This is a genomic window from Prevotella sp. tf2-5 (genome assembly GCF_900115435.1).
Lineage (GTDB): Bacteria > Bacteroidota > Bacteroidia > Bacteroidales > Bacteroidaceae > Prevotella.
On record NZ_FOWK01000007.1, the window covers coordinates 114,461 to 127,531 of the forward strand.

Below are 13,071 nucleotides of genomic sequence, written 5' to 3' on the forward strand. Positions count from 1 at the left end.
TGTTACATGTTTGAACAACATATAACATGCTTCAATCCCTTTGTACAAGGGCGTTTGAAGCATGTCATGTTATATGGTTATATGTTTTTGATGTCTTATTTAAAATAAGACTGTAGGCACTAACTCCCTCGAAGGGCGCATATAATACCCCATCGGAACTGGGAAGAGCGTGTCTACCTCTTCAGCAGGTTCAGTTTTTCCGTAGGCTTCATGACATCATGCACCTTAGTCTGCTGAGCCTTGACCTTAGCAGGCAGCGTCGCCTTGACATCTTGTGAAGAGGCAGCCACGAGGAACTGATACTCACCCTCAGCCACTACCCATGCAGAGGCAGTGTCATCGAACGATGCGAGGTCGGCAGCCTTCACACTGAGAGACAGCGTCTCGCTCTCACCCGGTTTCAGGTTCTTGGTCTTAGCATAAGCCTTCAGCTCCTTGGCAGGCTTATTGGCAGCCTTGTTATCAGGGGCAGAGATGTAAAGTTCCACCACCTCCTTACCCTCACGCTCACCACTATTCTTGACAGTGACGGACACCACATAAGCATCACCTTTCTCCGCAATCTTGGCATCAGTGTAATCGAAGGAAGTATAGCTCAAGCCGAAGCCAAAAGGATAGCTGACAGGCACATCGAAGGAGTCAAAGTAGCGATAGCCCACGTAGACATCCTCCTCATAGTTCGTCCAGTCCACATTCTTCACATTACCACGCTCAACAGTATTCATGAAGTCGAGCTTGGCAGTCTGATCTACAGGGAAGTTCTTAGAGGAGTAGGCATCGCTGAACTTGACAGGCCATGTCATGGTAAACTTACCCGAGGGCGACTGTTTGCCACTCAGCACGTCAACGACACTGTTTCCGCCCTCCTGTCCTGCCTGCCATGCACAGAGGATTGCATCAGGTAGCTGTTTCCACGAATCAGTCTCGATGACACCACCGATATTCAGCAGTACCACCACCTGCTTGCCAGCCTTATGATAAGTCTCACAGACCTGTTCCAAGAGTTTGCGCTCAGAGTCGTTCAGGTTAAAGTCAGCCGACTTACGGTCAAAGAACTCACCAGATATCCTGCCAATGGTCAGGACGGCGATGTCAGCCTTGGCAGCCTGTGCCTCGAGCTCAGCAGTCGTAAACTGCTTCTCGGCAGGCAGTCCACTGGGCAGGAAGCGCATCATCATCGCCTTCTGCTTGTCCGTCTTCTCTATCTCAGCAATCTCAGCATCACGTGCTTGACGATAGTCTTTCCAGAACTGCTCGTAAGCCTTCCTCAAATCGTCAGATACAGCATAGCCGCCATTCTTCATACCGTCGAGCAGCGACACCACATAGGCATGGTTCACGTTACCCGAGCCGGTACCACCGGCGATGAACTCATAGGAGGTGTTTCCATAGAGTGCCACCGTCTTGACCTTCTCGGCAAAAGGCAGGGCTTTCTCATTCTTCATTAATACCATACCCTCGACAGCCGACTGCCGTGTTACTGCAGCATGAGCCTTCAGGTCAGGTTTATTAGAGTACTGATACCCCTGATAGCGAGGAGTCTTCTCGATAAGGTTGAGGATACGTCCCACATTACGGTCGAGGTCAGCCTCTGCGAGTTTGCCACTCTTCACACCTGCCACGATAGAGTCGTACTGGGCGACCTTACCCGGCTGTAGCATGTCATTGCCCGCCCACATCTGTACGGCCCCGTCCTTACCACCGAACCAATCGGTCATCACCGTGCCTTCATAGCCCCACTCTTCTCGGAGGATTGTCTGTACGAGGTCTTTGCTCTCAGAGGTATAGACCCCATTGATGAAGTTATAGGAAGTCATCACCGTCCAGGGCTTGCTCTCCTTGATAGCAATCTCGAAACCTTTCAAGTAAATCTCACGAAGGGCACGTTGGGACATCCGGGCGTCATTACCCATACGGTTCGTCTCCTGGTTGTTGGCGGCAAAGTGCTTGATACTCGTGCCGACATCATTCTTCTGAATACCAATGATATAGGCGGCAGCCGTCTTACCAGCCACGACAGGATCCTCTGAGTAGTATTCGAAGTTTCGTCCACAGAGCGGGTTACGCATGATATTGAGGGCAGGAGCCAGCAGCACGTCGGCACCATACTCCTTCACCTCCTGTCCCATGGCGACACCTACCTCTTCCACGAGTTGCGTGTTCCACGTACATGCCAACAGCGTACCGATAGGGAAATGGGTACAATAATAGGTTGCGGAGTCACCCTCACGGGTGGGGTCGATACGGAGTCCCGCAGGACCGTCAGCAAGCACGATAGCCGGGATACCGAGAGAGTCGAGCGGATAGGTGGTACCTGCGGCACCAGGTACGAGATTCTTAGTTGCACCGATCACTGCCTCGTCACCAGAGAAACCTTGCATACCTGTACCGATCACAAAATGAGCCTTGTCCTCGAGTGACATCTTCGTCATCACTTCCTCCTGGTTGATGGTGTTCTTCGTTGTCTTATCGGCGGAAGTACAGCCAATGACAAGTACTGCCAATCCTAAAACTGGGATTAATTTTTTCATCATAAGAAATCATTTAGTTATTGATGTTGCAAAGATATAAAAATAATCTATATCCTTACACTTTATATATGTTAATAATTAACAATCCACAGAGACCCGGGCATAAAAAAACGCAAGTGTTTATTCAACAACTTGCGAATTTATGAGTTGGGGTACTCGGACTCGAACCAAGAATGACAGGACCAGAATCTGTAGTGTTACCATTACACCATACCCCAATCTTTTTCGATTGCGGGTGCAAAGGTACTGCTTTTTTCGGAATGCGCAAAAATTTTGGCTACTTTTTTTGCTTCCGACGTGAAATTTGTTTCTTTTTCTCTGGTTTTGGAGCCGGAGCAAACGGGTTTTTCGTGATGGTGGCACGTAAGATACGGATATCCGTCAAGGGGCGGTCATTCTTATCCGTAGCCACCTGCTGGATGCGTTCGACGATATCCAAGCCCTCAATGACCTCCCCAAAGACAGTATATTGTCCATCCAGGTGAGGGGTACCTCCCATCCTCTTATACACCTCAGCCATCTCCGGTGTTATCTTAACGGTGCCCTGTGTCAACGTATCGAGACGTTCCTGCACCTTGGCAAGACGGGCATCGTCCCATTGTTTTCCCCACACGATATAGAACTGGCAAGCACCAGAACGGCGCCCGGGGTTGACCTTATCCCCCTCACGGGCGGCAGCCACGGCGCCACGTCTGTGGAACAACTGCGGCAGACGGAACTCCGCCTCTGTGGTATAGTCGAGCTCACCCGTCCCTAGCAGTGCACCCGGTTTCGCATACTTGCTGTTCAAGTCGCCGCTCTGCACCATGAAATCCTTGATCACCCGATGGAACAGCAACGAGTCATAGAGTTGCATGCCCACCACCTTCAGGAAATTATCACGATGTAAGGGAGTCTCATTATACAAGGCGATACGGATATTCCCCTCCGTGGTCTCCAACAAGACCTCGGCACGCTCCTGTGCAAAGACAGGAGAAGTCATTAATAACACGAGGGACAGCAGGCATCCCCGGAATGTTGTCATAGCAGTTTTTCTCATCATCTTCATTGTTTTCGTCTGCAAAGATAAAGAAAAAATTTGTTTTCCTTTGGTTTTTCGTCCGATTTACACTACCTTTGCAACTCAATAACACATTATATATAATTAATGGAAACATCAACACAGCTGGTTGACACCATCATAAAAGGAATACAAGAAAAGAAAGGATCGCAGATTGTCACCGTTGACCTGAAGGGTATCGAGGGGGCTATCTGCCACTATTTTATTATATGTCAGGGGAACTCCCCCTCCCAGGTAGAGGCGATCACAGAGTCGATCGGCGAGTTTGCCCGCAAGGAGCTCCAGGAGAAACCGACGGCAGTTGCCGGACTAGAGAACGCCCAGTGGGTGGCGATGGACTATACCGACGTGATGGTACATATTTTCCTCCCTGACGTACGAGCATACTACGATTTAGAACATTTATGGGAAGACGCGTCACTGACCAATATTCCCGATTTAGATTAAAGAAAAATAGAGATTGAATGGATAAGCAGTCGAATAACGAGCCTAAGATGAATATGCCCAAGTTCAATATGAACTGGATATACATGGTGGCTATCATTGCCATCGTCGTACTTTATTTCACCAATGGCAACGAGAACTCAAGTGTGCAGACCACCACATCGTATAGTAACTTCAAGACATGGGTCATGAAAGGCTATGCCTCGAAGATTGTGGTCAACAAGAACACGAATACCCTGCAGATGTATGTCAAGCCAGAGCATATCCGTGATGTGTTCCACCAAGGAGTGAAGGCGACAGGCAAAGAACCTACGGTATCTGTGGAGTTTGGCTCCGTAGACCAGGTGGAGCAGTTTGTCAACCAGGCACGCGACCTGAAGAAATTCAGTGGCGAGCTGTCGTTTGACAACCAACGGGAGAGTGAGTTCTTCAACTCCATCGTCATGAACGTGCTGTTCTTCGCAGGTATCATCTTTGTCTGGATGTTCATCATGCGCCGTATGGGAGGCGGAGGCATTGGAGGTCGCGGAGGTATCTTCAGCGTCGGCAAGTCAAAGGCACAGATGTATGAGAAAGGCGGTTCCTTGGGAATCACCTTCAAGGACGTAGCCGGTCAGGCTGGTGCCAAGCAGGAGATGCAGGAAATCGTGGACTTCCTGAAGAACCCCCAGAAATACACCGAACTAGGAGGTAAGATTCCCAAGGGAGCCTTGCTGGTCGGTCCTCCGGGAACAGGTAAGACCCTTCTTGCCAAGGCTGTTGCCGGTGAGGCTGGTGTTCCCTTCTTCTCGATGAGTGGTTCCGACTTCGTGGAGATGTTCGTGGGTGTGGGAGCCAGTCGTGTCCGCGACCTGTTCCAGCAGGCGAAGTCGAAAGCCCCCTGCATCATCTTCATCGATGAGATTGACGCAGTAGGACGTGCCCGTTCGAAGAATCCCGCCATGGGAGGTAATGACGAGCGTGAGAACACCCTGAACGCCCTATTGACGGAGATGGACGGTTTTGGTACGAACAGTGGTATCATCACCCTTGCCGCCACCAACCGTGCCGACATGCTGGACTCCGCCCTGATGCGTGCTGGTCGTTTCGACCGCCAGATACATGTTGACATGCCCGATCTCAACGAGCGTAAGGAGATTTTCCAAGTACACCTGAAGCCCCTGAAACTCGATGAGAATCTGGATATTGACTTCCTGGCTCGTCAGACCCCTGGTTTCTCTGGTGCGGATATCGCTAACGTATGTAATGAGGCAGCACTGATTGCGGCTCGCCATAACCGTCCCAAAGTAGGTAAGCAAGACTTCCTTGATGCTGTAGACCGTATCATTGGAGGTCTGGAGAAGAAGACGAAGGTGATGACGGAGGCTGAGAAACGCTCGATAGCGATCCATGAGGCCGGTCATGCCACCATCTCGTGGTTTACGGAGTTTGCCAACCCCCTCGTGAAAGTCAGCATCGTACCTCGCGGACAGGCACTAGGTGCCGCCTGGTATCTGCCAGAGGAGCGTGTACTGCAGACAAAAGAGGCCATGCTCGACGAGATGTGTTCTCTCTTAGGTGGTCGTGCCGCTGAGGAGCTGTTTGTGGGACAGATCTCCACTGGTGCCATGAACGACTTAGAGCGTACCACCAAACAGGCATACGGTATGATCGCTTATGCTGGTATGAGTGACAAGTTACCTAATATCTGCTATTACAATAATAGCGAGTACTCATTCCAGAAGCCCTATTCTGAGACGACGGCGAAGGTGATGGACGACGAAGTGCTGAAGATGATCAACGAACAATATGAGCGTGCCAAGAAGATCCTGACAGAGCACAAAGAGGGGCATGCCCGTCTTGCCCAATTGTTGATTGATCGTGAGGTTATCTTCGCCGATGATGTCGAGGAAATCTTCGGCAAGCGTCCCTGGACCAGTCGTGCCGAGGAACTGTTAGAGGCTCAGCAGCGTGCTGAGGCAGAGCGTATGGCTGAGGAAAGAGCCAAGGAACTAGGATTAATCTCGGAGAACTCAGAGAACTCAGAGAACTCGGAGAACTCGGAAAATCAAAAATAAGCTTATGAATAACTTCATCGTCAGAACTATTACTGGCATCATCTTCGTGGCAGCCATCGTAGCAAGCTTCCTTCGACCAGAGGCGATGGTACTGTTGTTTGCCATTGTCACAGGACTTACTGTCTGGGAATTTACCGGACTCGTCAACGAGCGTCCTGGAGTGACTGTCAACCGTTTCATCTGCACAGTGGCAGGTGTCTATTTCTTCTTCGCCATGACTTACTATTGTAGTGACATCTATGGCGGGGCTGCGAAATCAGTGGTGTTTATCCCCTATCTCGTGACGGTGATCTATCTGCTGGTAGCAGAGCTGTATATGAAACAGGAGGACCCTATCAACGACTGGGCTTACACCATGCTCTCACAGATGTATATCGCCCTCCCCTTCTCGTTACTGAACGTGCTGGCGTTTACGGCATCACCAGAGGGACTGGTCTTATTCAACCCCATCCTGCCCCTGTCGGTATTCATCTTCCTATGGATGAACGACACAGGAGCCTACTGCATTGGCTCTCTGCTGGGCAGACATAAGCTCTTCCCCCGTATCTCCCCAGGGAAATCATGGGAAGGCAGTATCGGCGGGGCTGTCGTAGTCCTCGCTGTCGCCTACCTCCTGTATGTCTTCGACAGCGGACAGCTCTCTTACCTCGCTGACGCAGGATTCAGGAGTAGTGGCATGCTCACCCTAGAGCAATGGCTAGGACTGGGCTTGGTCGTTGTTGTCTTCGGCACATGGGGCGACTTGGTGGAGAGTATCTTCAAGCGCACCCTCGGCATCAAGGACTCTGGCAGTATCCTGCCAGGTCATGGGGGTATGCTCGACCGTTTTGACTCTTCCCTGCTTGCCATCCCTGCCGCCGTCATATACTTATACACGATATCCTTATTTTAACTGATATGAAGAAGCTATTAACTATTATCCTGATGCTATGTGCCATCAGCGCACATGCCCAAGACCCTGTCAAGAAATGGGGACAGTTACAAGTAAAGGGTTCACAACTGTGTGACCAGAATGGGAGACCCGTTATCCTCCGTGGTGTCAGTTTCGGATGGCATAACATCTGGCCTCGTTTCTATAACAAAAAGGCTGTCAAAACGCTGAAAGAAGACTGGAACGCCAGTGTTGTCCGTGCGGCAATGGGTATTATGATTGAGGACAACTACTTGGAGAATCCCACCTTTGCCAAGCAATGTATGACCAATGTCATCGAGGCCGCCATCAAGAATAACGTGTATGTCATCATCGACTGGCATAGCCACCACATGCAGACCGCTGAGGCGAAGAAGTTCTTTGGCGAGATGGCACAGAAATACGGCAAGTATCCCCATATCATCTATGAGATATACAACGAGCCTGTGGAGGACACCTGGGCTGACCTGAAGAAATACGCTGCAGAGGTGATTGGCGAGATCCGCAAGTACGACCCGGACAATATCGTACTGGTAGGCTGTCCCCACTGGGATCAGGATATCCACCTCGTGGCAGAGAGTCCATTGACTGGTTTTAAGAATATCATGTACACCGTTCATTTCTATGCTGCCACCCATGGTGACTATCTGCGTGACCGCATGGAGGACGCTGTCAAGAAGGGCATCCCCGTATTCATTTCCGAGAGTGGTGCCACAGAAGCGTCTGGCGACGGTAAGATCGACCCTGAGAGTGAAGAAAAATGGATACAACTGTGTGAGCGCTTAGGAGTAAGCTGGATCTGCTGGTCTATCAGCGACAAGAACGAGAGTTGCTCGATGCTCCTGCCCCGTGCCACTGCCACAGGTCCCTGGCCTGACGATGTCATCAAGGTGTACGGCAAACTCGTCAAGAATTTACTGAGGAAATACAATAAGTAAAAAGATGAAGAAGTTTCTGATAATTGTCATCGTCATCGTTGCCGTGGTAGCGATGGCAAAAACCGTCCCGGACAAGAAAGCGCATAAGAAGGCGATGATGGAGGCTGTGAAGGAGTATGTCGATGAGGAAGCTACTAACCGGATGGGTGACAATGTACTGACAGACTTGGGAAAAGGTATTGTCAACAAAACCGTTGAGGTGGCCCTGAACTCGAAACTGGAGGTGGACAACTACCTCATCTGCAACACCACACATGTGAAAATGGGTGATGAGACAAAGGTCCTGTCTTTTGGAATCCTCGGTCATGTCTTTACCTTTGACAAACAGATGCTGCGAGAAGCCTTAGAAGCCTCCACCAAGGAAAAGGCTGAGAAAAAGAGTGAGCGCAAAGCCGCCAAAGAAGCTGCAAAAGAAGCTCGAAAGATGGAGAAGCAGTTAAAGAAGGAAGAGCGCAAACGTGAGAAAGAGGCTCGCAAGGAAGAGAAGCGGAAAAAGAAAGAAGCCCGTAAGAAACAGAAAGCTATCAACAAGAGTATTAAGAAACTCAAGAAGAAACTCACCAACTAGAAAAACAAAGAGGAAGCTCATGCTTCCTCTTCATTTTTCCCTTTCACTCTTTCACATCCACCTGTTCCCGCCATGGAGCGAAGAACCGTTCGATGGCAGCATAGGCAGCCTCAGCCTCTGGTTTGATCTCATGTCCAGACCAGACAGCATTGATATGTGTACCAGAGGCATATTCCATATAGATGCGATAGGCGGCTCCACCTTCCAACTGCTCATCATGCTGATACCCATCAAGCTGATAGACTTTCAGGTCGGCAAGCAGTTGCTGCATACGCTCAACATCCTGTTCTTTGACATCGAATGTCTTATTGACAGCATCCCTATAGTGGCATTTGTTATACAGACTGACCACCACCTGAGGACGTTTACCTATATCTGCTATCAACTCACAATAGCTCTTACCCAGACCAGCATGACGGTCACAGGCGTAACTGCAATAGATTAACTTTCCCTTGGGAGCCTCATTGTCTTGTGCAAGACTACTCATACAATTCATCAACAAAGCACCAACGATGAAAATTATTATGCGGATATTCATTCTGGGAATATTTGTAAATCCATATTTAGAAATTCCACTTCACAGCAAGTGTCGGATTCCAGAAGAACGTCTTGGTGCTCTCCGGGTCACTGTTATACACGAAATTATTAGAGAACTCCCATTCAGTACCTACGCTGAAATGCTCTGTGAAGTTATACCACAGCTGTGGCTCGGAAAGGATGACCAGACAACCATGATTATTTGCCTTCTCACCACGCCAGAAGTCAATGAAACCGGCAAAACGCAGTTTGTTATTGCAGAAATTCAAGCCCCACACACCCGTCAACTGAGCACTGGCATATGAGCGGGTGTTATCATAACTCTTGAAATACTGCTTATACATCAACTGAACAGACCAAGTCTTCGAGAAATCAGCTGTATGACCGTTATAGGCAGCACCCACCAAAGCTGCCTGCTGGAAACTGCCATTACGACTCAGTCCTCCATTGTACTCAACATGTGCTGCGAAAGGTGACTGCTTGCCCAAGTTGAACTCACGGGCAATCTCCGTATAGGCACTCTCAGTGAAGTGACGACCCAGGTCGACATCCACGAAATAGAACCAAGAGCCCCACTTATCTGCCTTGAACTGCTCAAGGGTAATAGTCACTTTCTGACGACCTGACTCTTCACCAGTGTAGATGTTACGTCCAAAATCATAATGAAGCTGGATGTTCTGTGCTCCTACCGTCATACATAATGCGAGAAGCGATAACGTAAATAACTGTTTTTTCATAATTCTTATATTTTAATTGTCAATAATTAATTTAAAACAATGGTGCTATATATTTCAAGATAAAGAAAGTTGCAAGGATATACATCATCGCTGTCAATTCACGATGACGACCCGTGCACATCTTCACGATGACATACGAGAGCATACCTAGGATAATACCCTCTGAGATACTTGCTGTAAAAGGTATCATCAGTATGGTAGCAAAACAGGGCATCGATTCCGAGAAATCGATAAAATCGATATATATGATCTGGCGGAGCATCATCACACCTACCAGGAACAATGCACTAGTAGTAGCTGCTGAGGGAATCATCAGGAAAATGGGAGAGAAGAACAATGACAGGAAGAACAATACTGCCACAGTGAATGCTGTCAGTCCCGTACGTCCACCTGCAGCAATTCCTGTCGTGCTCTCCAAATATGTCGTTACGATAGAAGTACCACAAATGGCACCTACAGTAGTACCCACGGCGTCAGCCATTAATGACTTACTCAGATTCTGTACCTTTCCCGTCTTCTTGTCTACCATACCAGCAGCCGTGGAGGTACCTATCAGGGTACCAATAGTGTCAAACAAATCCATAAACAACAGGGTTACTATTACAATATAATAGTCTATATCCAACGAGAGGAAACGAGAGAAATCCATCTTAAAGGCAACAGGACCCAAAGAGGCAGGAAGGCTCAATATCGAAAAATTCTCAGGAATCTTTGTAATGCCGAACGGAATACCGATGACTGTCATGATAAGAATGGTATAGAACAAAGCTCCACGAACCTTCATCACCAACAAGATTGCACCTAGCAAAATACCACAGGCAGCAAGTATGGAATTCGTTGTCCAAGGTCCCAAACCTGTTGCAGTTGACTCATTCACAACAATAATACCACCATTCTTCAGTCCGATAAAAGCAATAAACAAACCGATGCCCACAGAGATAGAATAACGGAGATTCATAGGAATCGAGGAAACGATAGCCTCGCGAACTTTAAATATAGTGAGAAGAATGAAGAAAATACCCTCTATAAATACGGCAGCCAAAGCCTCTTGCCATGAAAACCCCATCACCAGGACCAGTGTATAGGCAAAGAAAGCATTCAGTCCCATACCTGAGGCAAGCGCGAAAGGCATCTTGGCATAGAAAGCCATTACGAGTGTTGCCACCATGGCAGCAATCACTGTTGCTGAGAACACCGCACCCTTATCCATGCCCGTTTCACTGAGAATAATCGGGTTGACGGCAAGGATGTACGACATGGTAAGGAAGGTTGTTAATCCCGCCATCATTTCAACTTTGACGGAATGTTTCTGAGCATCAAAACCCAGCCAAGATAAAAATGTGTTCATATGTATTAATTATTTTGAATTATTAGTTTACACATCAACTGAGCTGCCACATCTGGTGCATGACTGTCGCCCAAGCGACGATACACTTCCTCATACCCTTCTAACATCTCCTGACGCGCTGCACCACCAGGAAGTATCGCCTCCAGGTGCTTGCGAATATTCTCCACACTAAACGTATCTGCCACCAGCTCTGGCACGACCTCGTTGTCGGCTATCAGATTCACCAGCGAGATATACTTCACCTTCAAAAGATGTTTCTTTAAGAAGGCGATTATCTTAGGAATAGGTGTCTCGTAGCACACCACCTGTGGAACACGGAACATCGCCGTCTCCAATGTCGCCGTGCCACTGGTCACCAAAGCAGCTGTCGCTTCCGACAATAAGGAATAGGTCTCGTTGACAACAAGACGGACGGCACTATTTTGCAGAAACTGCTCATAGTAAGAGGGGGTGATACTCGGTGCCCCTGCCAAAACGATATCGTATGTTGTTGACAAATGACGAGTGGCAGCTATCATGGCAGGAAGGTTATCCTTGATTTCCTGCTTTCTTGAACCAGCCAATAGAGCGATGACTGGTTTCCCCTCTTTTCTCTCCATCTCTCTTCTTTCTAAGAACTCCCGCACTTCCTGTGCTGTCGGATTCCCGACATAATGAATGGGGTAATGATGTCTTTTCTCAAAGAAATCTACCTCAAAAGGCAGGATTGAGAAAAGTTCATCCACATCCCGCTTGATATTCTTGATACGGTATTCTTTCCAAGCCCATATCTTGGGAGAGATGTAGTAATAAACGGGGATATTGGAATGTTCCTTGACATACTTCGCGATCTTCAAGTTAAAGCCGGGATAGTCGACCAAGATAACCACATCAGGTTGCCATTGCAGGATATCCTGCTGGCACATTTTCATATGACGAAGGATAGTAGGAAGGTGCAGCAATACAGGAATAAAACCCATATAGGCAAGTTCCTTGTAATGTTTAACACGAGTGCCCCCTACTGCCGTCATCAGGTCTCCACCAAAAAAACGGAACTGCGCCTCCGTATCTTGTTTTTTCAGTGATTGCATCAGATGTGACGCATGCAGATCACCACTCGCCTCCCCTACTATCAGATAATACCTCATAAATCCCAGTTTTTCATCTGATCTATCATCTCATAGGATGTCACGTCAATCCTTGTCGGCGTAATTGCCACATAACCATGTGTCAATGCCCAGTTGTCCGTATCCTCTGCCTCCGGCTCATCATTGGTATATTTTCCCACCATCCACCAATAGTCATAGCCACGGGGGTGATGGCATTTCACAGTCTCACTTCCCCAGGTACCAGGTGCCATACGACAAATTTTGACACCCTCAAAATGGTCGACGACAGGGAAGTTTACATTCAGACAGACACCCTTTGGCAGTCCTTCATCCAACACTTTTCTTACAATCTTTCGGATATAAGGACGCAATGGCTCAAAATCAGCAAAGTAATCATGAGTACAAAGGGAGAATGCCACAGAGGGGATATATTTCATGCAACCCTCTAAAGTAACACCCATCGTACCACTGTAATGGACATTCACAGATGCATTGTCTCCGTGGTTAATACCACCAATAACCATCTGAGGGCGCCTGCCATGACATAGTTCATCCAGCGCCAGCTTCACACTATCCACAGGAGTCCCATTACACGACCATATCTCTAATCCCTCTTCCTGTACCCATGGTGTTAGCGTCAGAGGATCATTTGCCGTAAAGGCGCATGCTGACCCGCTTTTGCCCGCATCAGGGGCACATACCAGGATATCCGCCATGTCACGTATCATATCCACCAGACAGTTGATACCTTTTGCCTGATAGCCGTCATCATTAGAAATTAATATAAAAGGGTTCTTATTTTCCATGAAAAAATTATTATTTGCCTGCAAATTTACTAAAAAAGGTTGAGATT

At 48.2% G+C, this 13,071-nt stretch carries 12 protein-coding genes and 1 tRNA gene; 5 read left to right on the forward strand and 8 right to left on the reverse strand.

All coding sequences use genetic code 11. The features are described from left to right. Window positions 1-173: 173 nt before the first annotated feature. From BM257_RS08990 to BM257_RS09000, 3 genes are all read right to left on the reverse strand, one after another. A complete protein-coding gene (locus BM257_RS08990) occupies window positions 174-2,531 on the reverse strand; it encodes a beta-glucosidase (RefSeq protein WP_092071478.1) in 2,358 nt (785 codons plus the stop codon). Between the two features lie 147 nt (window positions 2,532-2,678). Then, window positions 2,679-2,749, reverse strand: a tRNA-Gln gene (locus BM257_RS08995). A gap of 59 nt (window positions 2,750-2,808) precedes the next feature. Beyond that, on the reverse strand, window positions 2,809-3,570 hold the full coding sequence (locus tag BM257_RS09000; RefSeq protein ID WP_092071481.1) for a peptidylprolyl isomerase: 762 nt from the start codon (window positions 3,568-3,570) through the stop codon (window positions 2,809-2,811). Window positions 3,571-3,678: 108 nt separating this feature from the next. Here BM257_RS09000 and rsfS point away from each other — a divergent pair, with 108 nt between their 5' ends. Genes rsfS through BM257_RS09025 form a run of 5 tightly spaced genes read left to right on the forward strand, consistent with a single transcriptional unit; the run spans window position 3,679 to window position 8,508 of the window. Next, the gene (rsfS, locus tag BM257_RS09005; RefSeq protein WP_092071342.1) at window positions 3,679-4,038 is read left to right on the forward strand and encodes a ribosome silencing factor; all 360 of its coding nucleotides are present in this window, start codon (window positions 3,679-3,681) and stop codon (window positions 4,036-4,038) included. A 17-nt stretch (window positions 4,039-4,055) separates the two neighbouring features. Beyond that, window positions 4,056-6,092, forward strand: coding sequence for an ATP-dependent zinc metalloprotease FtsH (ftsH, locus tag BM257_RS09010; RefSeq protein ID WP_092071345.1), 2,037 nt, complete (start codon window positions 4,056-4,058; stop codon window positions 6,090-6,092). Window positions 6,093-6,096: 4 nt separating this feature from the next. Beyond that, on the forward strand, window positions 6,097-6,984 hold the full coding sequence (locus tag BM257_RS09015) for a phosphatidate cytidylyltransferase (protein WP_092071348.1): 888 nt from the start codon (window positions 6,097-6,099) through the stop codon (window positions 6,982-6,984). 5 nt (window positions 6,985-6,989) lie between these two features. After that, window positions 6,990-7,940, forward strand: a complete 951-nt coding sequence (locus BM257_RS09020) for a glycoside hydrolase family 5 protein (RefSeq protein WP_092071351.1) — start codon at window positions 6,990-6,992, stop codon at window positions 7,938-7,940. Between the two features lie 4 nt (window positions 7,941-7,944). Next, window positions 7,945-8,508, forward strand: coding sequence for a DUF4359 domain-containing protein (locus BM257_RS09025; protein WP_092071354.1), 564 nt, complete (start codon window positions 7,945-7,947; stop codon window positions 8,506-8,508). Between the two features lie 43 nt (window positions 8,509-8,551). Here the strand turns inward: BM257_RS09025 and BM257_RS09030 are convergent, their stop codons facing one another. From BM257_RS09030 to surE, 5 genes are all read right to left on the reverse strand, one after another. After that, window positions 8,552-8,995: a hypothetical protein gene (locus tag BM257_RS09030; RefSeq protein ID WP_218154503.1), complete on the reverse strand. Its 444-nt coding sequence runs from the start codon at window positions 8,993-8,995 to the stop codon at window positions 8,552-8,554. Window positions 8,996-9,071: 76 nt separating this feature from the next. Continuing rightward, window positions 9,072-9,782, reverse strand: a complete 711-nt coding sequence (locus BM257_RS09035; protein WP_092071360.1) for a DUF5020 family protein — start codon at window positions 9,780-9,782, stop codon at window positions 9,072-9,074. Between the two features lie 31 nt (window positions 9,783-9,813). Further along, the gene (locus tag BM257_RS09040) at window positions 9,814-11,130 is read right to left on the reverse strand and encodes an NCS2 family permease (protein ID WP_092071363.1); all 1,317 of its coding nucleotides are present in this window, start codon (window positions 11,128-11,130) and stop codon (window positions 9,814-9,816) included. Window positions 11,131-11,135: 5 nt separating this feature from the next. Next, window positions 11,136-12,257, reverse strand: coding sequence for a lipid-A-disaccharide synthase (lpxB, locus tag BM257_RS09045; RefSeq protein WP_092071366.1), 1,122 nt, complete (start codon window positions 12,255-12,257; stop codon window positions 11,136-11,138). Next, window positions 12,254-13,024 (reverse strand): 5'/3'-nucleotidase SurE, encoded by a 771-nt coding sequence (surE, locus tag BM257_RS09050; protein ID WP_092071369.1) that lies wholly within the window; start codon window positions 13,022-13,024, stop codon window positions 12,254-12,256. Before surE ends, lpxB begins: the two co-directional genes overlap by 4 nt. Window positions 13,025-13,071 lie beyond the last annotated feature (47 nt).